Below are 22,828 nucleotides of genomic sequence, written 5' to 3'. Positions count from 1 at the left end.
AATGAGTTATCTTCGATGAAAGCGAAGGGATGCCATGTTCGATCTGCGCCGTCTCCGCCTGCTGCACGAACTGTCGATCCGCGGAACCCTCGCCGCCGTCGCCGAGGCCCTCTCCTACAGCCCCTCGACGATCTCGCAGCAGCTCTCGCTCCTCGAGAAGGAGGCCGGCGTCCCGCTGCTCGAGCCCGACGGCCGCCGCCTCCGCCTCACCGCGCAGGGCGCGGCCCTCGCCGCCCACTCCGCGCGCATGCTCGCCGCCGACGAAGCCGCCCGCGCGGAGCTCGAACGCCTTCGCCCGTCCCTCGCGCCCGTGCGCGTCGCGGTCATGCAGTCCGCCGCCCACGGCCTGCTCCCTCGCACCCTCGACGCCCTCGCCGAGAGCGAGCCGGGGATGCGCATCGAAGTCGCCGAGCTCGCTCCCGAGGAGGGCCTGTTCGAGGTGGCCGCTCGCGGCTTCGACCTCGCTGTCGCCGAGCAGTACCCCGGCCACACGCGCGAGCACCGCGGCGGCATCGAGCGGAGCCTGCTGGGGCGGGATGCCATCCGCCTGGCGGTCTCCCGAGACGACCCCGCAGCGCGGCTCGACGACCTGCGCGACCGCGCCTGGGTGATGGAGCCGGTGGGCACCGCCGCCCGGCAGTGGGCGACCCAGCAGTGCCGAGCCGCCGGTTTCGAGCCCGACGTGAGGTTCGAGATGGCCGACCTGACCGCGCACGTGCGGCTCGTGGCATCCGGTCACGCCGTCGGCATGATCCCCGACCTCGTCTTCGCCGGCGACGCCCCGGCGGTGCGGCTGGTCGACCTGCCGGGCGAGCCGCGCCGCGAGGTGTTCACGGCCGTCCGGCGCGGAACGGCCGACCGCCCCGGCGTACGCGCGGTGCGCAGGGCACTGCAGGTGGCGTACGACCGGGGCGGTCGGTGAGGATCAGCGGGTCAGCGCGATCTCGTTGGGGGTGACGTCGAGCGTCGCGCTCTTCACGACCTCGCCCGAGGTGAGATCGACCGCGTGCACGGCGTTCTTCGCCGGCTCGGTCACGTAGGCGATGTCGCCCGAGACCTTGATGGCGGGGTGGGCGTTCTGCCATTCGACGGGCCCCTCCCACGCGTCGATGACGGGGAACGAATCGGTGAACGCGCCCTTCTCGAGATCGAAGACGTGGATCGCGCCGTCCGAGGCGAGGATGTAGCCGAGGTCTCCGGGGCCACGCGCGAGGTCGCGGAACGTGTACTCGGCACCCTCCGGCATGTCGACGACCGTCTGGGTCTTCGCCTCGGTGTCGATCACCGCGACGCGGTGCAGGAGGTAGCCCTCGGCATCCCGGTCGTCCTTGTAGTCGCCGAGCACGAGCGGGCTGGTGTCGGTGACGAAGATGTTGCCCATGCGGCCGTAGGGCTGGTCCGGAGCGTCGACCTTGGTGATCTCGCCGTCGGCGTAGATCAGCGCGCCGTTCTCGCAGCCGAAGACGACGACCTCTCCCTCGGTGGTTCCCTCGCCGTGCACGCCGGGACAGGTGGCGTTCTCGGCGACGGTGGCCCCCGACGGATCCTTCACGACGATGCCCGTGCGACCGTTCGCGTTGCCGACGGTCGTGACGAACGAGCCGTCCTCGAGCACGATCGACACGCCGTGGTGCGCCTCGACACCGGGGATCGTCTCGACCGCGGGAAGCGCGTCCGTGGATGCCAGCAGGGCATCGGTGTCGAAGATCGTCGAGTCGCTCGTGCCGTCGGCGTAAAGCACCGTCTTGCCGCCGTGCGTCACGACGTGGCCGGGCTTGGACGCCGGGAACACGAGGTCGGTCAGCTCGGGCTCGGTCGAGGACGTCCCGGCATCCAGGACCTGGAAGCCCTCGCTCGTGGTGACCATGACGTGGCGGCCGTCGCCCGCGGAGTTCAGGCGCGTGAACTCCTCGGAGGTGACGTCGGCGAGGGTCTCGAGGCTCGCGCCGTCGAGCACGACGATGCCGCCGGGGTACGACAGGGCGACGCGGGTCCCGGTGTCCGCCGGGGCACTCGACGCGGGCGCGGCGGAGCCGGCACCACCCGCGCACGCCGTGAGTCCGACGGTCGCGCCGACCGCGAGAGCTATCAGGCCCGCACGGCGGAGGGAACCCGCGCGGAAGGAAGAACTTCGCATGTGATTTCTCTTTCTTTTCGGGAGGGGCGGCAGCCGCTCAGGGCGACAGGCCGCGGGCGATGCGCTCCGTGTTGACGCGCATCATGGTCAGGTAGTCGGGGGCGCCCCCGTCGGCGTCGGTGAGCGACTCCGTGTACAGCTCGATCACCTCGACGTCGCGATCGGCCTCGTCGGCGAGCGCCTGGACGAGCCGATCGGGCGACGACGACTCGGCGAAGATCGTGGGAACTCCGGCGTCGTCGACCGCCGCGACGAGATCGGCGAGGTCGCTCGCGCTCGGAGCAGCCAGGGTGGTGCCGCCGGGGATCACCGCCCCCACCACGCGGAAGCCGAAGCGGTCGGCGAGGTAGCCGAACACGTGGTGGTTGGTGACGAGAGCGCGTCGCTCGGCCGGGATCGCGGCGAACGCGGCGGTCATCTCGGCATCCAGATCCTCGAGCTCGGCGCGGTACGCGGCAGCGTGATCGACGACCGCGGTGCCTCCGAGGCTCTCGAGCACCGGGGTGAGGGCATCGACGACCGCGATCATCCGCGCGGGGTCGGTCCAGAAGTGCGGATCGTCGGCCCCGTCGGCATCGGTCGACGTGTAGGGCAACACCGTGACGGCGTCGCCGGCGACGAAGGTCTGCACCCCCTCGGCCGCCGCGGCGTCGAGGTGCTGCTGCAGCCCCTCCTCGAGTCCAAGACCGTTGGCCACGAGGAGGTCGGCCGAGCGCATGCGCGCCGCCTCCGCTGCCGAGATCTCGAACGAGTGCGGGTCGGCGCCGGGACGCATGAGCGTCATGACCTCGACGTCGTCGCCGACGAGCTGCGACACGACGTCACCGAGGATGTTGGTCGTCACCACGACGAGCGGACGATCGGATGCCGCGTTCCCCGCGCACCCGGTCACGGCGAGCAACGCACCGGCCAGGGCGATGGCGAAGATCCTTCTCATGTCAGCGCCCCGTCTCGGCGAAGAACAGGGGGGCGCGCTCCGGCGTGAACTCCCGAGCGACGCGGGCTCCGTCGGCGAAGTCGAGCTCCCACAGGCGGTTCTCGGCGGGGCCGTTGAGGTAGGCGCGCTGCTGGTCGGCGACAAGGGCGACCGGGAGCCCCGCGGCGAGACTCGCGCCGACGAGCGGGACGGATGCCGCGCGCTCCGCGCCCGTCTCCCCGTCGAGCACCCGCACGCTGCCGTCGGCCGTGAGCACGAGGACGTTCGCATCATTGTCGTCGACCGCGACCGCCTGCAGGACGGGCTGGGTCGTCGGGAGCAGCGTCCAGGTTCGCTCTCGGGTGTCCAGCAGCCACACGCCCGCACCCTCGGCGACGCCCGCGACCGTGGGGCGGCCCTCGCGGTTGGCGAATGCGGTCGCGCGCGGGGCGGTCGTTCCCGCGGGATAGGGGATGCGCTCGACGACGGGCTGCTCGTCTTCGACCGTCACGAGAAGAGCGCCGTCCCGGCATCCGATCACCGCCCCCACGCGGGTCGTGATCGTGCCTGCCGGATCGACGCAGGCGACCGGGTCGCCCATCGCCGCGCCATCCGCGGCGTGCAGCATGACCTCGTCGCCCGCGGCCACCGCGGCGAACGACCCGGCGGGCACGACCAGTCCGGGGCCGGGCTCGACGGCCAACCGGAACCTCTCGGCGATCTCGCCCTTCGACAGCGCTTCGGTGTCGAGGAGCACGGCCTCTCCCGACGCGGGGAAGAACAGACCCGTTCCGCCGGTCGTTGACGAGTTCGAGGTGGCGACGGTGGCGACGCCCTCCCCCGCAACATCGCCGAGGACGCGCGCCTCGGCGCGGTAGTAGTGGAAGTGGTCGACGTGATCCCAGGTCCAGACGCCGCTGTCGACGATCGAGATCCCGGCGTCGTCGACCGAGAACAGGTAGCGCCCGTCGGAGTGGATCGCGACGGGAGCGCGGACGGTGCCGAGATCGACCGTCGTCTCGTCGAGCAGGTCGAAGTGCGACACGCGCCCCTCCTCGTCGATCGAGGTGAGACCGAGCGCGGGCTCGGCGAGCTCGGCCGCACCGGCGATCTCGCCGTGGGTGTCGCGCGAGGGCTCGGCCGCGGGAGCCGTCGAGGCCGCGCACCCGGAGAGCACGACGAGCAGGACGCCAGTGGGGATGAGCAGGTGGGGGGAAGAGCGGTGGAGCATCAGGGCTTTCTGCGTCAGAGAGGAACAGGAACGGCCGAGACGGGGCGGCGGCGAAGCACGGTGACGCCGCAGCGCAGCGCGCCCGAGACCCCGGCGGCGGCGATGGCGGTGGCGGCGATGGTCGCGCCGGCCGCGGTGGCGGCGTGCCACGAGATCACGAGTCCCACGAAGACCGCGACCACACCGATCACCGCGGCGAGCGCCATCGTGGTCGGGATGCGGTGGGTCCACGGGCGAGCCGCGACCGCGGGGGCGACGAGCAGGCCGACGACCAGGAGCGATCCGACCGCTTGGTACGAGGCGACGACGGCGAGCGTGACGAGCCCGACGAGCGCCGCCTGTGCGAGCCGCGGCCGCAGACCGAGCACGCGCGCGACTCGCTCGTCGACGGCGAGCGCGACGAGGTGGCGATGCGCGGCCACCGCCAGCACCACCCCGAGCGCGACGGCGACCGTGAGCACGACGAGGTCGTCGACCCCGATGGCGAGGATGTCGCCGAAGAGGATGGCCGTGGCATCCGTCGCGAAGCTCCCGGCGTGCGAGATGACGATCACGCCGAGTGCGAGCATGCCGACGAACAGCAGACCGATGCTCGTGTCGTACGACAGGCGTCCGCGGCGCTGCAGCGCCCCGATGCCGAGGCTCATCACCACCGCACTGGCGGCGGCGCCGAGGAGGACGGGCACACCGAGAACGGTCGCGAGCGCGACGCCGGGCAGCATCCCGTGCGCGAGGGCCTCACCGAGGAAGGCCATGCCGCGCACGATCACCCACGTGCCGGCGATGCCGCACAGGATCGCGACGAGCGACCCGCCCCAGAACGCGCGCTGCACGAACTCGAACGAGAACGGATCGGTGAGAAAGGACACGAGGGACGACCGTAGCGTCGATGAGAACGATTCTCAAACTCATAGAATGGATGCCATGACCCCCCTTTCCGCCTCCCTTCGCGGCATCCGCGTCGAGTTCTCCGGCGTCCGCGCCGTCGACGACGTCGACCTCGACATCACCGCGGGGGCCCTCACCGCGATCGTCGGCTCGAACGGGGCGGGAAAGTCGACTCTCCTCGAAGTGCTCGCCGGCGCCCGACGACCGACGTCGGGAGAGATCGAGGTGCGCGGACGCACGCGCGCTTTCGTTCCGCAGCGCGCAGCGATCTCCGATCGACTCCCCCTCACGGTCCGCGAGATGGTCGCGGTGGGCACATGGGGACGCCCCGCCCCTCGGCCCCGCACGTCAGCCGCGAAGCGCGAGGCCGTCGACGCCGCGATGGCGCGACTCGACATCACGCCCCTCGCTCGGCATCCCTTCGCGTCCCTGTCGGGCGGTCAACGACAGCGCGCGCTCCTCGCGCAGGGGCTGGCGAGCGGCGCGGATCTCCTGCTCCTCGACGAGCCGACCACCGGACTGGACACCCACAGCGGCAGCCTGATCCGCGCGGCGATCGCGGAGGAGACGCGACGCGGCACATCCGTCGTCTGCGTGAGCCACGACGAGGCGCTCATCGCCTGCGCGACGCACATCGTGCGCCTCGAGGCGGGTCGCGTCAGATCCGCGCCTGCGCCCGCGCGGTGACGCGGCGGAGCAGATCCGCGAAGCCGTGGAACATCTCCGAGGACTCCGCGCGAATGGCCGCGTACACCTCGGTCTCGAAGCGCCCGAGTGCCGACCACGGCTCGGCATCCAGATCGACCTCGAGGAAGATGTGGTTCACGCGACGATCCTCGGCGTCGAGCTCGCGGCGCAGCACGCCGCGTCCGACCAGCCGATCCACGAGTGTCGTCACGCCGGCCGAGGTGACGTCGAGGTGCTCTCGGAGCAGGGAGGGACGGATGCCGGGATGAGCACCGATGCTGCGGATCGCGCGCGCCTCCAGCTCGCTGACACCCAGCGACTTTCGCGCGACGACCAGGGCATCTCTTCCCGCCTCGACATACTCGCCGAGGGCCTCGATGAGGACGGATGACGCATCTGGCATGGTCGATCTCCCCCGCGGCCCCGGCTGGCCTCTCTTCGAGCATAGCCAGATCGATGAACATTTCATGTATTTATTTAAATTCGTGAATTACCTGCTAGATTAGCAGTTAGCCCCGCCCAACGACCCAGACAAGGAGATCGCCATGGCAAAGCTCTACTACGGATCCGACACGTCGCCCGTCACCCTGCCGGACCGCCTGCTCGGATACATCAAGGTCATCACGGCCACCAAGCTGCGACGCGGAGAATCGTTCACGCTGACGTGGTCAGGTGCCGACGATGAGACCGGGCGCTCGACGATCTGGCTCCAGCCGTCGATTCCCCTGCGTTTCGTCTTCGACTCCCCCGAGCCCGAGCAGCTCAGCGGCGAGTACCTGCGTGCCCTCGCCGACCAGTCCAACTCCGCCACCGGGCTCAACATCGACGTACGCACATGGGAGGCCACCGAGGAGGCCGTCCGCGTGTCGTCGCGAACCTCCGTCTCGAGTTCGCCGTCGCGCCCCTCGACGCGTCCCGTCCGCGCCGCCTAGTAGCACACCGCACGCCCGACCCGTTCCGGCCGCCATAATGGCGGTGGGAACGGGTCTTCTCGTTCTCCCCCGGGGAAGGAGACGCGCGTGCCGGTCCGAAAACTGCTCGACAAAGAGACGCTCGACCAGTGGCTCGCGGAGTTCCTCGCGCGCGGCTATCTGACCGGCAGCGAGATCCGCGTCCTCGAACAGGACGACGACCAAGACCCCGACGCGGGACTGATCGTGGTCGATCTCAGCCGCGCCAACACGATCAGCTATCTGCAGCCGATGACGGGTGGCGAAGGCGCGTGGAAGGTCACGATGGAGCCGCGCGAGTCGGTGATCGAGCTCGGCGCGGCCGACCTCGTCAACCTCGGACACGAGGTGACCGTGCTCGGCTCGCTCCTGTGCTTCCTCGAGTCGAAGTCCCGCATCCTCCTCGAACAGGCGCGCTGAGCCCGCCCGGCTGAGCCCACCCGGCTGAGCCCGCTCGGGACCCTGGCCGCGATCGCAACCGCTGGCCGGATGCGATGGCCCTGACGTGTCTGAGCGGACGCGGGGATGCCACGGACGCGGTGCGGCGCTCGGAGCGTGAAGAGGGGGTCACCGCGACAGCCAGGGGCGAGGCCGGCGCTGATACGGCGGGACCTCGCCACGCGCTAAAAAACCGAATTAGTGTACGTAAGCTTCTTTTGGTAACAATTTCGTTGTGTTAAATTGAGGCATGGCCGTCACCCCTCTCCCCGTGAAGCGCGCGCTGCGCGCGTTGGGCCAGCACATCTCGACCCAACGAAAGCTCATGGGCCTCACGCAGGCGATGGTCGCGGAACGCTCGGGCGTGAGCCAGCCGCTGATCGTCCGGCTCGAAAAGGGGGAAGGAGCGACCCTCGAGAAGACACTGCGGGTCCTGCGGGTCCTGGGGATGATGGATGCCGTCATCGACGCTGCCGATCCGTACCGGACCGACCGCGGCAGGCTCCTGGCGGGCGAGAAGCTTCCCACACGGGTACGGGCCGATCGTGGCTGATCAGGTAGGCGTCACCACCGTCATCGACGGCGAAGACATCCCTGCCGGCACGATCTATCGGACCCGCGCGACGGGGTCATTCCGCTACGACGACAGCTATCTCGCTCATCCGAAAGCGTTCCCCCTGGTCCCCGCTCTGCCGCTCGCGGGCGGCGCGCAGTCCATGACGCCGAATCCCTTCAGCGACTCGGCCCCCGATACGTGGGGCAGGAAGGTGATGACCCGGGCCTCGGGAGGGCGCACCCTCGACGACATCACCCTGCTGCTCGGGGTGAACGACTTCTCCCGCCAGGGCGCCACGCGATTCTGGGTCGACGGCCAGGCCGTCTCCGACGGCGACGGCGTCCCCGTCGAAGCCGAACTGCGCGAGATCCTCGCGGCGGCCGATGCCATCCAACGCGGAGATCGCGACATCGCTGAAGTCGCGCTGCGTCGACTGTTCCGGGCCACCGGATCCCTGGGAGGCGCGCGCCCCAAGGCCGGCGTACGCCGCGGAAGCGACCTGTGGCTGGTGAAGTTCCCGAAACCCCATGGCGACGAATGGAACGTCATGGCGTGGGAAGCCACCATGCTCGACGCGATGTCAGCGGCGGGCATCGACGTTCCCGATCATGAGACGAGAACCCTCACCGTCGGCGGCGAGCCGAGAACGGTGCTCTTCCTGAAGCGCTTCGACCGTACGGTCGCCCACACGCGCATTCCCTACTTCTCGGCCCTCACCGCTCTGGAGGCCCGTGACGGCGACGGTGGCGACTGGCTCGACCTCGCCGACTTCACCCGCACGAACGGCGGGGATACCGTCGAGCTGTGGCGCCGCGGCGTGTTCGGCCACCTCGTGGGAAACCGCGACGATCATCTCCGAAATCATGGCTTCCTCCGCCGAGGTCGCGACTGTCAACTCTCTCCCGCCTTCGATGTGAATCCCACACCGCTCGCCGACGGAGACGCGCACGAGCTCGCTCTGTTCGGCAACGTTGCACCCGACCTCGCAGCCTGGACGGCTGGCGACACCCTGTCGCTCTTCGGCGTCAAGCCGGTGCAGGTCACGGAGTTCCTGGATGCCACGCGCGCCGCGCTCGAGAAGGCACCTCAGCGCGCCTCGGCGCACGGCGCAGACCAGAACAGCATCGCGGTGATGGAAAGCCGCATCGAGAACGCGCTCGCTCGACTCTGACGCGAAGGTTCCAAAACCAGAACGTCCCGCGACATGAACCTCATGTCGCGGGACGTCACGCCGGTGGCGAGTGAGGGATTCGAACCCCCGAATGCAATGCAGTCTGATTTACAGTCAGATCCCTTTGGCCGCTTGGGTAACTCGCCAAGTGCGCACCCGCCCGGCTTTGGCAGTCGACCGGAGGCGCGATAGACCACTCTACTATCCCGGAAGGGATGCCTCCAACCACCCCGGGCATCTCATGCCGGGTGCCTACCGTGCGATGTCGGCGACCTCGCGCACGCGATCGACGAACTCCTCGGTCCGCCGCTTCGTTCCGTCGATCTTGCGATCCACGCTGGCGCGGATCTCGCTCGGGGCGAGGGGCGCGGCGAGGCGCACCGTCTCGTGGCACGAGAGGTCGACGCACATGTACGTGCCGACCGTGTCGCCCTGCTCCCCCGCCGCCCCGGCCTTGCGGGCGGTGAACAGCGACACCTGATCCCCCGGCTGCATCGTGTGGCAGAGATTGCACATCGCCGACCGCGCGCGCGACTGCCCCTCGGCGGCGCGCAGCACCACACCGGTGGGCTCGCCGTCGCGCTCGGCGATGACGTATCCGCGCCCACGGGTTCTCGGGTCGCGCCACGCGAAGAAGTCGAGGTGATCCCAATCCGTCAGCACGAAATCATGGGGCATCGCGATGACACGCAGTTCGTCGGGGGTGGCGTTGATGAACGCGTCCCGGACCTCGTTCTCGGTGAGTGCTCGCATGGAATCCGAGTTTACGAGCGCATCGGTAGGCTGCGGCGATGACGCCGTTCTCGCTGCGCACCGCACGCCTGGTCCTGAATCAGCCCACGCTCGCCGATGTCGACGACATCGCCCGATACTGCGCCGACCCGGTCTTCGAGCACTACATGACCACCCCGTGGCCGTACACCCGCGACGACGCGGTCGGGTTCATCGAGGGGTACGTCGCGGACGGCTGGGCCGAGGACCGCGAATGGACCTGGGCGCTGCGCGAATCGGATGCCGGACCCCTGCTCGGCGTGATCGGTGTCCGCGTCCCATGGGGCATGGTCGGCTACTGGCTCGGGGCCGAGCACCGTGGTCGCGGCATCATGCCGGAGGCGCTCGGAGCCGTGATCGACGCCACCTTCGCGCGCGTCGACATCGAGCGGATGCTCTGGGAGTGCGTCGTCGGCAACATCGCGTCGATGCGGGTGGCCGAGAAGTGCGGGTTCCGCTACACGGGGGCACAGCCCGGGCAGGTGCGGGCGCGAGACGGCGAGCAGTCGGCATCCTGGACCGGCGTCCTCGGACGCGACGACAACCGCTCCCCGAAGCCCGGGTGGCCGTAGGTCGTTTCGCCGAACGTCGAACAGGAGGTGGGTTCGCGAGCGTCTTCGACGACTCGTCCTAGCCTGCCCGGCCGTCGGAGACGTAATCGTCGGTGGCGTCGCGCAGCGTCGTCAGCAGTGCCGAGAACTCGGCGAGGAACGAAGGAGAGTGCGCGGCGAGGAGGGCGTCGATGCGCTGCCCGAGCGGCTCGAAGAACTCCTCGGCGAGCCGCTGCACCTCGGGGGTCGAGTGCAGTGTCACGACTCGACGATCGGTGTGTGTGCGGCTGCGGGCGACGTGACCGACTGCTTCGAGCCGATTCAAGAGGGTCGAGGTCGCACCGAAACTGAGGCCGATCCGGTCGCTCAGCTTCGCGGGCGAGAGCGGCGTGCCGCGCTCTTCGGCCCCGAGGATCTCGATCATCGCCGCCGCATCGGTGGAGTGCAGTCCCGCGTGAGCGGCGAACGCCCGGGCGACCTGTGCATACGTCGCTCCGTAGGCGCGGAGCGCCTCCGTGACCGCCTCCGTGACCGACCCCGGAACCGGGTCCGGGGTCAGGGGAGCGTGGGGTTCGCCCACATCGGCCTCCCGTCCTGACGTGCCGTGGTCGGACTTGCAGGTTATCACTTCCTCAAGTTATTCTTCCGAGCAATTATTTGATCATGAAAGTACTAGAGGAGATCGCGATGACACTGTCCGAGAACGCGCGCCGCTGGGTGGGCCTGATCGCCGTGGCCCTCGGTGTCGCCCTGATCGTCGTGGACACGACGATCGTCAACGTCATCACCCCCTCGGTGATCGATGACCTGGGCATCGATTCGAGCCAAGCTCAGTGGATCCAGGAGTCGTACGCGATCGTCTTCGCCGCGCTGCTGCTCGTCGTCGGCCGCATCTCCGACCTTCGTGGCGCGAAGACGGTGTTCCTCACCGGCGTCGTCGTCTTCGGCCTCACGAGCCTGCTCGCGGGTCTCGCGCCCACGGGCGACATCTTGATCCTCGCCCGTTTCCTGCAGGGCATCGGCGCCGCCGCCGTCCTGCCGACCTCGCTCGCGCTGCTCAACGCGATGTTCACCGGCGCCGCGCGCGGTAAGGCGTTCGCGGTGTGGGGCTCGACGATCGGCGCCGCCACGGCGCTCGGCCCCGTGCTCGGAGGATGGCTCTCCGAGCACGCCTCGTGGCGATGGGCATTCGGCATCAACATCCCCCTCACGATCGTCATTCTCGTCATCGGCGCCCTGTTCCTCGTTCAGCCTGCCCGCTCCCGTGGTGGTGTCGACGGCCTCAGCGCCGCTCTCTCGGTCATCGGACTCGGCTTGCTTGCCTTCGGACTCGTCGAGGGCCGCGTCTACGGCTGGATCCTCAGTGAGAACACTCTCGACCTGTTCGGCTTCCGCTGGGACTCCGGCCTGTCACCCGTCTTCATCGCGCTCGTCGTGTCCGCCTTCTTCCTCTCCTTGTTCGTCTGGCGGCAGGCGCGACTCAGCCGCCCGGGCAGCCGCCACCGGCCGCTCATGGACACACGCCTGTTCTCGATCGCGTCCTTCCGCAACGGCAACATCGCCACCCTCATCATCGGGCTCGGCGAGTTCGGGATCATCGCGGTGCTTCCCCTCTGGCTGCAGTTCACGCTCGGATACTCCCCTCTGCAGGCGGGGCTCGCGCTCGTACCAATCGCGATAGGCAGCTTCGTCGCCAGCGGGATCAGCTTCCCCCTCGCGAACCGGGTCAGCGCACTGACCTTCGTGCGACTCGGGTTGGTGCTGGAAGTGCTCGGCCTCGCGGGCCTCGGCCTTGTCGCGGCCTTCACCGAGGCGTCCTGGCCGTTCGTCTCCGTCGTCCTCTTCTTCTACGGCGTGGGCGTCGGGTTCGCGACCGCACAGGTCACCAACGTCGTACTCGCCGATGTGCCCAGTGACGAAGGCGGGCAGAGCTCGGGCATCCAGAGCACCTTCCGTCAGCTCGGTTCCGCGCTCGGAATCGCAGCCCTCACGACCGTCTTCTTCTCCTCGCTCAGCCGGACCCTCGAGGGCAAACTGGAAGACAGTGGACTGGCCCCCACCGACGCGAAGGACTTCGCCGATGCGGTGACCGACAGCGCCGGTGCGGCGATCGCGCCGATCGGCCAGGTGCCGGGCCTCGAGAACGTGGCGGCCCTGGCACGTCAGGCGATGACGGATGCCGTCGCCTTCGGCGCCTTCGTCGCCGCCGGGTTCCTCGTCATCGGCGTCATCGCCACATTCCTCATCCCTTCCCGCCCGGTGAGTGCCGAGGCGTCCGAGCAACCCGCGTCCGGGGCGACGGCCACGACGGAGGTGACACGATGACCGCGCGGAGACGAGTCCTCATCAGCGGCGCGAGCATCGCGGGACCGACGCTCGCCTTCTGGATGGACCGCGCGGGATGGGACGTCACCGTGATCGAGCGCGCGCCCGAGCTTCGCACGGGCGGGCAGAACATCGACATCCGCGGGGCCGGGCGCGAGGTGGCGCGCCGCATGGGGGTGGAGGAGGCGATCCGCGCCCGGAACACGCACGAGGTGGGGACGCGGTTCATCGGGGGCCGCGGGCAGACCGTGGCGAGCTTCCCGGCGGGGCGCGACGACACCGGTGGCGCGACAGCGGAGCTCGAAATCCTCCGCGGCGAGCTGTCGCGCGTTCTGTTCGACCTCATCGCCGATCGTGTCGTCTTCCGCTTCGGCACGACGATCCGCTCACTCGATGATCGCGCCACCGACAGCCAGGTCGGATTCGACGACGGGAGCGACGAGCTCTTCGACCTCGTCGTGATCGCCGAGGGGATGCGTTCCCGTACCCGCAGATTGGTCTTCCCCGGCATCGATCCGATCGTTTCGAAGAACATGTCGACCGCGTACCTGACGATCCCCCGCACGCCCGACGACACCGACTGGTGGCGGTGGTACTCGGCCGTGGGCGGGCGCAGCGTGACCCTGCGGCCCGACAACCTCGGCACGATCCGCGCCACGCTGTCGTACCCGACCCGCGGCGACGAGCGGACTGATACAGGCGACGACACCGCCGGAGATGTGCGGGCCGGGCTGCGCGAGCGGTTCGCGGATGCCGGGTGGGAGGCTTCGCGCGTGCTGCGCGAAATGACCGACACTGACGAGCTCTACCTCGACCGGGTCGGGCAAGTGCACCTCGACACCTGGCACCGCGGCAGGGTCGCGCTCGTCGGTGACGCGGCTTACTGCGCCTCCCCGCTCAGCGGCATGGGAACGACCCTGTCGCTCGTGGGTGCGTACGTCTTGGCCGGCGAACTCGGGCGCAGCAACGACGTCGACACGGCCCTCCAACGCTACGAGGACGTCCTCCGCCCCTTCGTCGAGCGCGCCCAGGATCTGCCTCCCGGTACACCGCGGCTCGCGAACCCGCGCTCTCGCGCCGGGATCGCCATCTTCCACGGCGTGCTGCGAGCGGCCGCGTCGCGCGCCGGTCGGCGCGTGACCGCGGGGCTGTTCCGCCCTCCTGCCGACACTTTCGAGCTGCCCGACTACGAGTGAGCCGTGCGACGGCAACGCTGAACCACGGCGATGGGAGACGACGGCGGATCACCCGACGCGACGCCCCCTCGAGGCTCACCCGCACGGCACCCGAGAGTGTCACGGAAACACGCTCTACCCGCCCGGGCAGTCACACGGATTGCCGCTGTAGCAGGCGCAGTATCCCGGCTCGGGGGTGTCCTCGGGCTCGGGCTCGTTGCGGAGGACGCTGTGATACCCGGTGCTGGTGCTCAGCACGACGACGAGTTCCGGAGCGCGCGCGTGGACCAGGGCCGCATCGACGCGTTGATCCGTGATCTTCTCGCCGTCGCCCTCGGCGTACGTGAAGAAAGTCCCCCTGTCGAAGCCCGCCGCGGAGCGGACCGCGACCCCCATGCTGCGTCCGTCCGCGCAGACGGCAGTCCCGCCGGGCAGGTCGTCGACGGAGTACGGGTCGCCGTTGGCGTTGTGCCCCGGCACCCCGTACATCTGCCAGTACTGGGCGGTCATGTCGAAGGCGGCCTCGTCGGGCACGCACCCGATGTCGCCGAGACGGGCGCGGTATCCGGCGATGAGCGCGGCAGGATCGGCGGTGTCGGTCGACACGACCCGGGTGGTGACGTGTCCGCACGACCAGTAGTACCGGTCGAAGGGACCCCAGGGTGCGCTGTACGACCCGCGCTTGCAGTAGTCCTGCACGCCCGTCGAGATGACCTCACCCATTGCGGCCGCGGCCAGCAACTCGTCTTCCGCGCCGGCGGCTGCGGTGCGAGCGGCGACGACCTCGGGATCCTGCGCTCCCGAGGGCGGCGCGTGGCCGGATCCGGACGCGCACGCCGAGAGCGGCAGTAGCGCCCCTACCGCGATGAGGGAGAGCAGTACGGCGCGGAAGCGGGGGACGCGTCGTCGTGACATGGCCCGAGGCTAGGGCTCACCCCATACGTCACCCGGTATGCGTGGCTCTCATTGACGTCGAGCACAAGTCCCCGAGGCCTGATTTTCCGCGGTTGTAAACTTGCGGAATGGCAAGCGACAGCTCATTCGACATCGTCTCGAAAATCGATCGACAGGAAGCCGACAACGCCCTGAACCAGGCTCACAAAGAAGTTGAGCAGCGGTACGACTTCAAGGGCACCGACGCGTCGATCGCCTGGAGCGGCGAGTCGATCGTCATCAAAGCGAACTCCGAAGAGCGCGCGAACGCCGTGCTCGATGTCTTCCAGACCAAGCTCATCAAGCGCGGCATCTCGCTGAAGAGCCTCGAGAGCGGCGAGCCGGTGCAGAGCGGCAAGGAGTACCGCATCACCTCCACGCTCAAGGAAGGCATCTCGCAGGAGATAGCGAAGAAGATCGGCAAGATCATCCGCGACGAGGGCCCCAAGGGCGTGAAGTCGCAGATCCAGGGCGACGAACTGCGCGTCCAGTCGAAGTCGCGCGACGACCTGCAAGAGGTTCAGCGCCTGCTGAAGGCCGCCGACCTCGACGTGGATCTGCAGTTCACGAACTATCGGTAAGAATTCGCGCTGAGCCGGGCTTTCCGCCCGGAGCCCGCGGACAGTCCGCGAGAGCGGCGAAGGAGATCATGAGGTCCGCCGTCGCCGCTCGCGTCGTGTCCTCCACGGACGGCCACAGGTGGGCGTACGTGTTCAGCGTGAACGACGACTGCAGCCGCGGCGGATGCCACGTCGCATCTCGTGCCCGCGAGCAGCGAGGTCGGCAGGTGAATGTGCCGAGCAGCGAGCTCAGACGAGTGCGTCCGTGCGTTCCTGCAGGTACGCGCACAGCCGCCCCGCGGCCGTGACTTCTTCGCCGAGACCGATGAGATCGAGCGATGTGCCCGTCAGCTCGTCGGTGCGCTCGGTGAGGGTGGCCGCCCACTTGCCGTTCGCGTTGAGTTGGAGGTAAACGGCCGCAGGCGCGTACTTCAGATAGACAAGAACGATCCCCGGGCCCTCCTGCGTAGGATCGCCGTGCGCGACCACTCGAGCCGGCGTGGCAGCGATGTGCTCGTCGTAGTGATGAACCCACGACGTCATATCGGCGAGAGTCGGACTGTCTCGCGGGGTCATGCCTCCATGGTAGTTGGACGCGGTGCAGCATGCGTAGCGGTGCCGACCAGCTCTGCGCGCAGGTCCACCCCGGAAGCCGCCAGCTCGCCACCGCCGGGTACTGCCCGATTCGGCGACTCGCGCGGGGGCACGGAGCCGCTCGGTCTAGCCGTGTTTCGCCAGGAAGAGGCTGAGCGAGATCTCCCGCGTATCGGACCAGCCGCGGCGAGCGCGGACGAGAGTAAAACCCTCGCCGCGAAGCGCCTCCGCGTGGTCGGCGGTGAGAGCCTGCCGATCGATCTTCTCCCACCCGCCCGGCATTCGGTACGCGTGGGTGACAGTGCGTGGGCGAGACATCGGTGCTCCTGAACGGTCAGATCGTGCGGGGAGCGCTGCGTCGTCGAAGCGAGTAAGGGATCCACCGTACGGCGGAGCATGGCCGATGTCTGTCCCCCTTTCGGCGGTGAAGGGCCACCGGCGTACGATTCACGCATCATCACTGACCGGTTCCGCAAAGGGGATGCCATGGCCGTCCGCGTCGATCTGAACATCTCGCTCGACGGAGTCGCGGCGCCCGCCGACCAGACCGCCGAGAATCCCATGGGCGAGGACTGGGGCCGGCTCGTCGAGGACTACATGGCGACGCGGACGTTCCGCGCCCGCGTCTTCGGCGACACCTCGGGCGCCGGCACCACCGGGGTCGACGACCGCTACGCCGCGGCGTACTTCGAGGGCATCGGCGCCGAGGTGATGGGGGCGGCCATGTTCGGACTCCACCTGTTCCCCGACGACCCCGACTGGCGCGGTTGGTGGGGCGACGAGCCGCCGTTCCGCGTTCCCGTCCTCGTTCTCACCCACCGGGAGCGCGCGCCGATCACCTTCGACAACGGGACGCGATTCGAGTTCACGTCAGAGGACATCGCGGATGCCGTGGCCCGGGCGCGCGAACTCGCCGGCGACGCGGACGTCCGGATCGGCGGCGGGCTGTCGACCGTTCGGTCCGCGCTCGAGGCCGACCTGGTCGACCACCTGCACGTCGCCGTCCGCCCGGTGATCCTCGGACAGGGCGACCGGCTGTGGGACGGTCTGCGCGGCCTCGACCAGCGCTACAGCGTGACGTCGGAGGTCGCCGAGAGCGGCGTCATCCACGTCACCTACGCCCGTTAGAACGGGGCGTCGGACGTCAGCACCCGCGTCACGCGGATGACGAACAGACCGAGCGACGTCACGAGCATGAGCGTCGCCACGATTCCGGCGGCGAGGACCACCCACCGGAGCGTCCCGGGGCGGAGCACTCCCCGGATGGCGAAGAACACCGCCGCTCCCGCGCACGCGATCATGATCAGGTAGTCGATCACTCCGCCGGTGAGCGTGAAGAACGCCACGACCGAGAGAACCGTAAGCACCAGCGCCACGATGTGGAGCGTCCGCGCGTCGGCGGGGCGAGGGGCGTCCGGCATCCCCCGAGCCTATCGACCCTCTCTCGCGCCACCGCGCGTAGCCTGAGTGTCATGCGTCAGCGCACTCCCGACCCGCGCCGGTGCCCCACGTGCGGAGACCCGCTGTCGTTCGAGATTCTCGACGACGAACGCTTCCTCGTCGCGTGGTCGTGCGTGAACTGCGGATTGATCCGCACGACCGAGCCGGCGTGAACCGCGCGGTCAGTTGATGATCTCGGCGTTCTCGTCGCGCATCTCGGTCAGGCGTCGTCGCCACGTCTCAAGCGCCTCGGGGGTCAGGCGGGTCCAGTCGTCGCGCTCGGCGACGATCCGCACCGGTGCGGCGCTGCGGAACGACCGTGTGGGGTTGCCGGGGAACTTCTTGTCGGTGACGTTCGGGTCGTCCTCGAACTCGCCCGTCGGCTCGACCTCGTACACGCGCGGGAGTCCATCCCCCGGGATGATCTCGGCGGCCAGCCCCGCCCCGTCGAGACGCGAGGTGAAGTACACGTGATTCATGACGATCTCGGGGCGGTAGTTCGATCGGAAGCCGGGGGTCAGCAGGTCGCCGACCCGCAGAGCGGCTTTCGTTCCGTGGAAGAAGGGACCGGCATCCAGGATCACGCTCACCCCGTGATTCTCGGCACCCCGCGTGCGGAGCGCAACCATCAGCGCGCGAGCACCGCCAAGACGGCGTCGGCGATGGCGCGGTGCCCCGCGTCGTTGGGGTGGAACTCGTCGCCCGTACCGACGAAGGTGTCGCGGCCGGCCGGCCCGTGCAGTTCGGCCACGGCGAAGAGACCGGCAAGGGAGACGTAGCGTCCGGCGTTCGCCGCGCAGGAGCGCGCGATCACCTCGTCGTACGCAGCGCCGTCGTGCGTCCAGGTGCCGAGGCAGACCAGGGCAGCGTCCGGCGACGACGTGCGGATCCGCCCCAGCAGATCGCCGTATTGCGCTTCGAAGTCCGCGAGCGGGGTCGGGATGCCGACATCGTTGGTCCCCAGTTCGATCACCGCCAGATCGAGGTCGGGCGGGACCTCGGTGACACCCGCGACCGTCGAGAGGGTTTGATGCGCGCGCGACACCGTCGTCGGCGTGACACGCCCCAACGCTCCTGTGACGAGGGACGAGAAGCCCTGCGCCTCGGTGGAGGCGAAGAATCCGGCCGCGAGCGAGTCACCCGTGACGAGCACGCGCGCGTTCCCCTTCGCGTCGCGCGGGATCCGCAACAGCCCCGAGGTCGACATGGACGGCGTCGGGGACGACGTCGGGGACGACGTCGGCGTCACCGACGGCGAGGGACGCGGCGACGAGGTGCGCGTGGGCGTCACCGACGGCGACGTCGCGGATGCGGACGGCATGGCATCCGGTGTCGCCCCCTGCGAGAGCACGAGCGCCGCGGCGACGACCGCGGCGACGCCGACGAGCGACGCCGCGATGGTCCACGCGCGCCGGGTCATCCCCGGAGCGTGTCGTCGCGCCACTCCACCGGGGTGACCTCGCCGCGCACCGCGGCCTCCTCGCGCTGACGCAGTTCGACGCGGCGGATCTTGCCCGAGATCGTCTTCGGGAGCTCGAGGAACTCGACGCGGCGCAGCCGCTGGAACGGAGCGAGCTTCTCGCGCGCGTAGCGGAGGATGTCGATCGCGACCTCATCACCGGCCTCGAATCCCGCGGCGAGCACGACGTAGGCCTTGGGCACGGACAGCCGCAGGTCGTCCGGGGCGGGAACGACGGCCGCCTCGACCACGGCGGGGTGCTCGATGAGCACGCTCTCGAGCTCGAACGGGCTGATCTTGTAGTCCGAGGACTTGAACACGTCGTCGGTGCGACCGATGTAGGTGATCGTGCCGAGGTCGTCGCGGCGCGCCACGTCTCCCGTGTGGAACAGACCGTTCGCGGTGGACTCGTCGTTGCGTTCCGGGTCGCCGACGTAGCCGGTCATGAGGTTGAGCGGCCGCACCGACAGGTCGAGGCAGATCTCGCCCTCGTCGGCCGGCTCTCCGGTCACCGGATCGATCAGCACGACGGGGCACCCGGGCAGCGGGCGTCCCATCGACCCCGGCACGAGCTGGGCTCCCGGGGTTGTTCGCGACCACGGCGGTCATCTCGGTCTGGCCGTAGCCGTCGCGGATGTCGAGGCCCCACGCGCGCTGCACGGTCGCGATGACCTCGGGGTTGAGCGGCTCGCCCGCCGAGACGACCTCGCGCAGCGCCCCCCGACGCCCGGCGAGGTCGGCCTGGATCAGCATGCGCCACACGGTCGGCGGAGCGCAGAACGTCGTGACGCGGTCGCGCTCGAGCTCGTCGAGCAGACGCTCGGCCGAGAAGCGCGAGTAGTTGAGGGCGAGCACGGTGGCCCCGGCGATCCACGGCGCGAAGAAGAGACTCCACGCGTGCTTCGCCCACCCCGGCGAGCTGATGGCGAGGTGCACGTCGCCGGGTTGGAGACCCAGCCAGTACATCGTCGAGAGGTGCCCCACGGGATACGACGCGTGCGTGTGCTCGACGAGCTTCGGCTTCGACGTGGTCCCCGACGTGAAGTAGAGCAGCAGGCGGTCGTCGGCGAGGGTCTCCGGATGCCGCGCGGGGTCCGCCTCGGCGAGGAACGCGTCGTCGTACGCGGCCCATCCCGCGTGCTGACCGCCCACCACGATGCGGCCCAGACCTTCGGGCAGGTCGTCGAACTTCTCGGCATCCGAGGCTCCGACGATGACGTGCCGGATCTCGGCCCGCTCGATCCGATCGGCGAGGTCGCCGGCGCCGAGAGCGGTCGTCGTCGGCGCGATCACGCCGCCGAGCTTCATGATGCCGAGCATCGCCTCCCACAGCTCGACCTGATTGCCGAGCATGAGCAGGACCGCGTCCCCGCGACGGACGCCCCGGGATGCCAACCACGCGGCGACCTGGTCCGATCGGCGGGCGAGCTCGTCGAAGGTGCGCTGGTGGTGGGTGCCGTCGTCGTCGACGACGATCAGAGCCGGAGCGTGGTTGCCTCGCGCCATCGGGTCGAACCAGTCGATCGCCCAGTTAAAGGATCCCTCGAACCGTGGCCAGGTGAACGCCGCCGCGCGGTCGGGGTCGGTGCGCGCCGCGAGGAGTTCGTCACGGGCGGCGCGGTAGCGCTCGGTGGCGGTGAGGGTCATGGGTCTCCTTCGATCGCGTTCTACGCTAGCCCTCGCAGCCATGCCCCGAGCGCCGCGTACGCGGCCTCCCGCGCCCCCGGTGCCGAGAGGAAAACATCGTGCAGGGCACCGTCGATCCGCGCGATCGTTACCGTGCGGGCGATGCGGGTCGCCGCTCGAGCGATGTCGTCGACCACGAGGACTGAGTCGGTCTCGCGCATCGCGTCGTTCCAGCTGAGCGCCACCGTCGATCGCGCCGAGAGCAGCACCAGGGTCGGGCAGCCGACGTCGAGACCGGATGCCACCCGCGCGTGGCCCGCGATGATGGCGGCCAACCAGCCCGGGTGCGTCGGGAAGCCCTGGGCCGGGCGCCAGCCCTCGGGGCTGTCGGGGAGCGTGCCCAGCTCGCGCTGGGCCCGCGTGTAGAAGCCGAGGTCGACGACGGGATGCGTCCCCAGCGGGTCGAATCGCGCGCGGGCGTTGACGAGCGGGGCGAGGGCCTGCCGTCCGAGCGGGCCGAGCTGCAGCTCGAGCCACGGGCTGTTCAGGATGAGCGCATCGGCCACCCCGGGATGCCGCGCCACCCAGAGCGTCAACGTCAAGCCACCGGTGCTGTGCCCGAGGAGCACGAGCCGTCGCCCCTCGCGCACGGTGGCCATGGCATCCAGCGCCGCGGCGATGTCGGCGTCGTACACGTCGAGAGACGCGACGTATCCGGGCGCGAGGTCGGATCGCAGACTGCGACCGTACTTGCGCAGGTCGAGCGCGTAGAACCGTGCGCCGCGGTCGGTGAAGAACCGGGCGAGGTCCGTCTGGAAGAAGTAGTCCGACCATCCGTGCACGTAGAGAACGTCGGTATCGCGCAGCTCACCGAACAGGCGAGCCCCCGCGTGCGGCCGGGCTCGCACGAGCGTGGCGACCACCTCTCCGTCGACATCGTCCCCGAGCGGCAGCGTCTGCTGCTCGAAGCCCTCACCGAGCATGTCCGGATGCCACTCCCCCATCGCCCCAGCCTACGGCGGGGCGCTTAGCGAGACCGCGCAGAACTCCTGAGAAGCCGGCCGAAAGAGCCGGGTAGACGGCGGCTCCGACCCCCGAGGTGCCGCTACTCAGGAGTTCGGCCCGCCCAGCGCGACGCCGACGCCCGTCAGCGCGACGCCGACGCGTCCTCTCGGGCGGCGCGCTCCTTCGCCCGCTCCAGCGCCCGCTTGCGCGCCGCGCGGGCGTCCTCCTCCAGCTTCTCGGCCTTCGCCTCGTCGCGCGTGAGGTTCACGCCCGTCTCCGGGTCGAACAGGTGCAGCGAGTCGGGCGAGAACCACAGGCGCGCCGCGTCTCCCGCGCGGATCGAGCTCATGGCATCCAGTGCCACGACGAGCTCGGTGCGCAGGCTCTCGCCGTCGAGGTCGCGGTCGAGCTCCGACAGCTTGTCCTTCACCGTGGCGTCGGTCTCATAGGGCACATAGGCGTAGAGCACCTCGCCGAGCCACTCGGTCATCTCGATGTCGAGCTCCGCCGTCACACCGCCCGTGAGATCGCGCTCGGTCGAGTCGGCGTCTTCGAACGCGTCGGGTCGGACGCCCACGATCACGAGGTCGCGCCCCTCGACGGCTTTGCGCAGCCGGTCGTCGAGCGGCACATCGGCGATCGGCAGGCGCAGCACGTCGCCGTCGACGGTGCCGCTGAGGAAGTTCATCGGCGGCGAGCCGATGAAGCCCGCGACGAAGAGGTTCACCGGCTGGTCGTAGAGCCCGCGCGGGCTCGCGACCTGCTGCAGCTCGCCGCGACGCAGCACCGCGACGCGGTCGCCGAGGGTCATCGCCTCGGTCTGGTCGTGCGTGACGTAGACGGTGGTGATCCCGAGGGAGCGCTGCAGCCGCGCGATCTCGGTGCGCATCTGCCCCCGCAGCTTCGCATCGAGGTTCGACAGGGGCTCGTCGAACAGGAACGCACTGGCGTTGCGCACGATCGCGCGGCCCATCGCGACGCGCTGACGCTGACCGCCCGAGAGGTTGGCGGGCTTGCGCTCGAGGTGCTCGTCGAGCTCGAGCAGCTTCGAGGCCCGACGCACGCGCTCGTCGATCTCCTTGTCGTCGAGGTCGCTCGATTTCAGCCGCATCGGGAAGGCGATGTTCTCGTACACCGTCAGGTGCGGGTAGAGCGCGTAGTTCTGGAAGACCATCGCGAGGTTCCGGTCCTTGGGCGCCTTGTCGTTCACGACCTCGTCGGCGATCTTCAGCTCGCCGTCCGAGATGTCCTCGAGTCCGACGATCATGCGCAGCAGCGTCGACTTGCCGCAGCCCGAGGGCCCGACGAGGATCACGAACTCGCCGTCGGCGATGTCGAGATCGACGCCCTTGACCGCGGTGAAGCCGTCGTCGTAGGTCTTGACGATCTTGTTCAGAGTGATGGATGCCACGGAC

At 69.5% G+C, this 22,828-nt stretch carries 28 protein-coding genes and 1 tRNA gene; 12 read left to right on the top strand and 17 right to left on the bottom strand.

Annotation, left to right across the window (positions count from 1 at the left end; genetic code table 11):
* The first annotated feature begins 34 nt into the window (after window positions 1-34).
* A complete protein-coding gene (locus tag QE388_RS10260; RefSeq protein WP_307385158.1) occupies window positions 35-922 on the top strand; it encodes a LysR substrate-binding domain-containing protein in 888 nt (295 codons plus the stop codon).
* Between the two features lie 3 nt (window positions 923-925).
* On the opposite strand, the gene aztD is transcribed toward QE388_RS10260, so the two are convergent.
* The 4 genes from aztD to aztB are packed head-to-tail and all read right to left on the bottom strand — an operon-like array spanning window position 926 to window position 5,153.
* Entirely contained in the window at window positions 926-2,137 is a 1,212-nt protein-coding gene (gene aztD / locus QE388_RS10255; protein WP_307385156.1) for a zinc metallochaperone AztD, read from the bottom strand.
* A 37-nt stretch (window positions 2,138-2,174) separates the two neighbouring features.
* Window positions 2,175-3,074: a zinc ABC transporter substrate-binding protein AztC gene (aztC, locus tag QE388_RS10250; protein WP_307385155.1), complete on the bottom strand. Its 900-nt coding sequence runs from the start codon at window positions 3,072-3,074 to the stop codon at window positions 2,175-2,177.
* Window position 3,075: 1 nt separating this feature from the next.
* Window positions 3,076-4,284, bottom strand: a complete 1,209-nt coding sequence (locus QE388_RS10245; protein ID WP_307385153.1) for an ABC transporter — start codon at window positions 4,282-4,284, stop codon at window positions 3,076-3,078.
* A 14-nt stretch (window positions 4,285-4,298) separates the two neighbouring features.
* A complete protein-coding gene (gene aztB, locus QE388_RS10240; protein ID WP_307385151.1) occupies window positions 4,299-5,153 on the bottom strand; it encodes a zinc ABC transporter permease AztB in 855 nt (284 codons plus the stop codon).
* A gap of 55 nt (window positions 5,154-5,208) precedes the next feature.
* Between aztB and aztA the strand changes: the two genes are divergently transcribed.
* The gene (aztA, locus tag QE388_RS10235; protein WP_307385149.1) at window positions 5,209-5,859 is read left to right on the top strand and encodes a zinc ABC transporter ATP-binding protein AztA; all 651 of its coding nucleotides are present in this window, start codon (window positions 5,209-5,211) and stop codon (window positions 5,857-5,859) included.
* Here the strand turns inward: aztA and QE388_RS10230 are convergent.
* Window positions 5,831-6,262: a MarR family winged helix-turn-helix transcriptional regulator gene (locus tag QE388_RS10230; RefSeq protein WP_307385147.1), complete on the bottom strand. Its 432-nt coding sequence runs from the start codon at window positions 6,260-6,262 to the stop codon at window positions 5,831-5,833. The genes aztA and QE388_RS10230 overlap by 29 nt on opposite strands.
* A gap of 142 nt (window positions 6,263-6,404) precedes the next feature.
* Here QE388_RS10230 and QE388_RS10225 point away from each other — a divergent pair, with 142 nt between their 5' ends.
* The 4 genes from QE388_RS10225 (at window position 6,405) to QE388_RS10210 (ending at window position 8,974) form a co-directional block, all read left to right on the top strand.
* Window positions 6,405-6,791 (top strand): hypothetical protein, encoded by a 387-nt coding sequence (locus tag QE388_RS10225; protein WP_275799384.1) that lies wholly within the window; start codon window positions 6,405-6,407, stop codon window positions 6,789-6,791.
* An 87-nt stretch (window positions 6,792-6,878) separates the two neighbouring features.
* A complete protein-coding gene (locus tag QE388_RS10220; protein ID WP_307385145.1) occupies window positions 6,879-7,229 on the top strand; it encodes a hypothetical protein in 351 nt (116 codons plus the stop codon).
* A 268-nt stretch (window positions 7,230-7,497) separates the two neighbouring features.
* The gene (locus tag QE388_RS10215; protein ID WP_307385143.1) at window positions 7,498-7,800 is read left to right on the top strand and encodes a helix-turn-helix domain-containing protein; all 303 of its coding nucleotides are present in this window, start codon (window positions 7,498-7,500) and stop codon (window positions 7,798-7,800) included.
* The gene (locus tag QE388_RS10210; RefSeq protein WP_307385142.1) at window positions 7,793-8,974 is read left to right on the top strand and encodes a type II toxin-antitoxin system HipA family toxin; all 1,182 of its coding nucleotides are present in this window, start codon (window positions 7,793-7,795) and stop codon (window positions 8,972-8,974) included. Before QE388_RS10215 ends, QE388_RS10210 begins: the two co-directional genes overlap by 8 nt.
* A gap of 64 nt (window positions 8,975-9,038) precedes the next feature.
* Here QE388_RS10210 and QE388_RS10205 read toward each other — a convergent pair.
* Window positions 9,039-9,120: transfer RNA gene (locus QE388_RS10205), tRNA-Tyr, on the bottom strand.
* Window positions 9,121-9,226: 106 nt separating this feature from the next.
* Window positions 9,227-9,727: an FBP domain-containing protein gene (locus tag QE388_RS10200; protein WP_058628674.1), complete on the bottom strand. Its 501-nt coding sequence runs from the start codon at window positions 9,725-9,727 to the stop codon at window positions 9,227-9,229.
* A gap of 38 nt (window positions 9,728-9,765) precedes the next feature.
* On the opposite strand from QE388_RS10200, the gene QE388_RS10195 reads away from it, so the two are divergent.
* Window positions 9,766-10,317 (top strand): GNAT family N-acetyltransferase, encoded by a 552-nt coding sequence (locus QE388_RS10195; protein ID WP_307385140.1) that lies wholly within the window; start codon window positions 9,766-9,768, stop codon window positions 10,315-10,317.
* A gap of 58 nt (window positions 10,318-10,375) precedes the next feature.
* Here QE388_RS10195 and QE388_RS10190 read toward each other — a convergent pair whose 3' ends face one another.
* Window positions 10,376-10,876 (bottom strand): MarR family winged helix-turn-helix transcriptional regulator, encoded by a 501-nt coding sequence (locus tag QE388_RS10190; protein ID WP_307385138.1) that lies wholly within the window; start codon window positions 10,874-10,876, stop codon window positions 10,376-10,378.
* A gap of 83 nt (window positions 10,877-10,959) precedes the next feature.
* Between QE388_RS10190 and QE388_RS10185 the strand changes: the two genes are divergently transcribed.
* A complete protein-coding gene (locus QE388_RS10185) occupies window positions 10,960-12,621 on the top strand; it encodes a DHA2 family efflux MFS transporter permease subunit (RefSeq protein WP_307385136.1) in 1,662 nt (553 codons plus the stop codon).
* Window positions 12,618-13,817: an FAD-dependent monooxygenase gene (locus QE388_RS10180; RefSeq protein ID WP_307385134.1), complete on the top strand. Its 1,200-nt coding sequence runs from the start codon at window positions 12,618-12,620 to the stop codon at window positions 13,815-13,817. The genes QE388_RS10185 and QE388_RS10180 overlap by 4 nt, the downstream gene beginning before the upstream one ends.
* A gap of 114 nt (window positions 13,818-13,931) precedes the next feature.
* On the opposite strand, the gene QE388_RS10175 is transcribed toward QE388_RS10180, so the two are convergent.
* Window positions 13,932-14,711, bottom strand: a complete 780-nt coding sequence (locus QE388_RS10175) for a hypothetical protein (protein ID WP_275800673.1) — start codon at window positions 14,709-14,711, stop codon at window positions 13,932-13,934.
* Between the two features lie 107 nt (window positions 14,712-14,818).
* On the opposite strand from QE388_RS10175, the gene QE388_RS10170 reads away from it, so the two are divergent.
* Entirely contained in the window at window positions 14,819-15,310 is a 492-nt protein-coding gene (locus QE388_RS10170) for a YajQ family cyclic di-GMP-binding protein (RefSeq protein ID WP_013585459.1), read from the top strand.
* A gap of 228 nt (window positions 15,311-15,538) precedes the next feature.
* Here QE388_RS10170 and QE388_RS10165 read toward each other — a convergent pair whose 3' ends face one another.
* A complete protein-coding gene (locus QE388_RS10165) occupies window positions 15,539-15,865 on the bottom strand; it encodes a hypothetical protein (RefSeq protein WP_275800671.1) in 327 nt (108 codons plus the stop codon).
* Between the two features lie 504 nt (window positions 15,866-16,369).
* On the opposite strand from QE388_RS10165, the gene QE388_RS10160 reads away from it, so the two are divergent.
* Entirely contained in the window at window positions 16,370-17,011 is a 642-nt protein-coding gene (locus tag QE388_RS10160) for a dihydrofolate reductase family protein (protein ID WP_307385132.1), read from the top strand.
* Here the strand turns inward: QE388_RS10160 and QE388_RS10155 are convergent.
* Complete coding sequence (locus QE388_RS10155; RefSeq protein ID WP_307385130.1) at window positions 17,008-17,304, bottom strand: hypothetical protein; 297 nt, start codon at window positions 17,302-17,304, stop codon at window positions 17,008-17,010. The genes QE388_RS10160 and QE388_RS10155 overlap by 4 nt on opposite strands.
* A 51-nt stretch (window positions 17,305-17,355) precedes the next feature.
* Between QE388_RS10155 and QE388_RS10150 the strand changes: the two genes are divergently transcribed.
* On the top strand, window positions 17,356-17,496 hold the full coding sequence (locus tag QE388_RS10150; RefSeq protein ID WP_275800666.1) for a hypothetical protein: 141 nt from the start codon (window positions 17,356-17,358) through the stop codon (window positions 17,494-17,496).
* A gap of 9 nt (window positions 17,497-17,505) precedes the next feature.
* Here QE388_RS10150 and arr read toward each other — a convergent pair whose 3' ends face one another.
* The 6 genes from arr to QE388_RS10120 form a co-directional block, all read right to left on the bottom strand.
* Entirely contained in the window at window positions 17,506-17,952 is a 447-nt protein-coding gene (arr, locus tag QE388_RS10145; RefSeq protein ID WP_373426616.1) for an NAD(+)--rifampin ADP-ribosyltransferase, read from the bottom strand.
* Complete coding sequence (locus QE388_RS10140) at window positions 17,952-18,743, bottom strand: SGNH/GDSL hydrolase family protein (protein ID WP_307385126.1); 792 nt, start codon at window positions 18,741-18,743, stop codon at window positions 17,952-17,954. The genes arr and QE388_RS10140 overlap by 1 nt, the downstream gene beginning before the upstream one ends.
* Window positions 18,740-19,033, bottom strand: coding sequence for a hypothetical protein (locus QE388_RS18545; protein WP_373426615.1), 294 nt, complete (start codon window positions 19,031-19,033; stop codon window positions 18,740-18,742). Before QE388_RS18545 ends, QE388_RS10140 begins: the two co-directional genes overlap by 4 nt.
* On the bottom strand, window positions 18,939-20,429 hold the full coding sequence (locus tag QE388_RS18540; protein ID WP_373426614.1) for an AMP-binding protein: 1,491 nt from the start codon (window positions 20,427-20,429) through the stop codon (window positions 18,939-18,941). The genes QE388_RS18545 and QE388_RS18540 overlap by 95 nt, the downstream gene beginning before the upstream one ends.
* A 20-nt stretch (window positions 20,430-20,449) precedes the next feature.
* Window positions 20,450-21,412 (bottom strand): alpha/beta hydrolase, encoded by a 963-nt coding sequence (locus QE388_RS10125; protein ID WP_307385124.1) that lies wholly within the window; start codon window positions 21,410-21,412, stop codon window positions 20,450-20,452.
* Window positions 21,413-21,555: 143 nt separating this feature from the next.
* On the bottom strand, window positions 21,556-22,824 hold the full coding sequence (locus tag QE388_RS10120; RefSeq protein ID WP_307385122.1) for an ABC transporter ATP-binding protein: 1,269 nt from the start codon (window positions 22,822-22,824) through the stop codon (window positions 21,556-21,558).
* Between the last annotated feature and the right edge of the window lie 4 nt (window positions 22,825-22,828).

The organism is Microbacterium sp. SORGH_AS_0969, from assembly GCF_030818255.1.
Taxonomy (GTDB): domain Bacteria; phylum Actinomycetota; class Actinomycetes; order Actinomycetales; family Microbacteriaceae; genus Microbacterium.
Note: the sequence above shows the minus strand (reverse complement) of the source record. Positions and strands in the feature narration are given on the sequence as shown.

Excerpts from the sequence above, each read along its gene's own strand:
- QE388_RS10260 (WP_307385158.1), top strand. The coding sequence starts at position 35 with ATGTTCGATCTGCGCCGTCTCCGCCTGCTGCACGAACTGTCGATCCGC.
- aztD (WP_307385156.1), bottom strand. The coding sequence starts at position 2,137 with ATGCGAAGTTCTTCCTTCCGCGCGGGTTCCCTCCGCCGTGCGGGCCTG.
- aztC (WP_307385155.1), bottom strand. The coding sequence starts at position 3,074 with ATGAGAAGGATCTTCGCCATCGCCCTGGCCGGTGCGTTGCTCGCCGTG.
- QE388_RS10245 (WP_307385153.1), bottom strand. The coding sequence starts at position 4,284 with ATGCTCCACCGCTCTTCCCCCCACCTGCTCATCCCCACTGGCGTCCTG.
- aztA (WP_307385149.1), top strand. The coding sequence starts at position 5,209 with ATGACCCCCCTTTCCGCCTCCCTTCGCGGCATCCGCGTCGAGTTCTCC.
- QE388_RS10230 (WP_307385147.1), bottom strand. The coding sequence starts at position 6,262 with ATGCCAGATGCGTCATCCGTCCTCATCGAGGCCCTCGGCGAGTATGTC.
- QE388_RS10225 (WP_275799384.1), top strand. The coding sequence starts at position 6,405 with ATGGCAAAGCTCTACTACGGATCCGACACGTCGCCCGTCACCCTGCCG.
- QE388_RS10215 (WP_307385143.1), top strand. The coding sequence starts at position 7,498 with ATGGCCGTCACCCCTCTCCCCGTGAAGCGCGCGCTGCGCGCGTTGGGC.
- QE388_RS10200 (WP_058628674.1), bottom strand. The coding sequence starts at position 9,727 with ATGCGAGCACTCACCGAGAACGAGGTCCGGGACGCGTTCATCAACGCC.
- QE388_RS10195 (WP_307385140.1), top strand. The coding sequence starts at position 9,766 with ATGACGCCGTTCTCGCTGCGCACCGCACGCCTGGTCCTGAATCAGCCC.
- QE388_RS10185 (WP_307385136.1), top strand. The coding sequence starts at position 10,960 with ATGAAAGTACTAGAGGAGATCGCGATGACACTGTCCGAGAACGCGCGC.
- QE388_RS10180 (WP_307385134.1), top strand. The coding sequence starts at position 12,618 with ATGACCGCGCGGAGACGAGTCCTCATCAGCGGCGCGAGCATCGCGGGA.
- QE388_RS10175 (WP_275800673.1), bottom strand. The coding sequence starts at position 14,711 with ATGTCACGACGACGCGTCCCCCGCTTCCGCGCCGTACTGCTCTCCCTC.
- QE388_RS10170 (WP_013585459.1), top strand. The coding sequence starts at position 14,819 with ATGGCAAGCGACAGCTCATTCGACATCGTCTCGAAAATCGATCGACAG.
- QE388_RS10165 (WP_275800671.1), bottom strand. The coding sequence starts at position 15,865 with ATGACCCCGCGAGACAGTCCGACTCTCGCCGATATGACGTCGTGGGTT.
- QE388_RS10160 (WP_307385132.1), top strand. The coding sequence starts at position 16,370 with ATGGCCGTCCGCGTCGATCTGAACATCTCGCTCGACGGAGTCGCGGCG.
- QE388_RS10155 (WP_307385130.1), bottom strand. The coding sequence starts at position 17,304 with ATGCCGGACGCCCCTCGCCCCGCCGACGCGCGGACGCTCCACATCGTG.
- QE388_RS10150 (WP_275800666.1), top strand. The coding sequence starts at position 17,356 with ATGCGTCAGCGCACTCCCGACCCGCGCCGGTGCCCCACGTGCGGAGAC.
- arr (WP_373426616.1), bottom strand. The coding sequence starts at position 17,952 with ATGGTTGCGCTCCGCACGCGGGGTGCCGAGAATCACGGGGTGAGCGTG.
- QE388_RS10140 (WP_307385126.1), bottom strand. The coding sequence starts at position 18,743 with ATGACCCGGCGCGCGTGGACCATCGCGGCGTCGCTCGTCGGCGTCGCC.
- QE388_RS18540 (WP_373426614.1), bottom strand. The coding sequence starts at position 20,429 with ATGACCCTCACCGCCACCGAGCGCTACCGCGCCGCCCGTGACGAACTC.
- QE388_RS10125 (WP_307385124.1), bottom strand. The coding sequence starts at position 21,412 with ATGGGGGAGTGGCATCCGGACATGCTCGGTGAGGGCTTCGAGCAGCAG.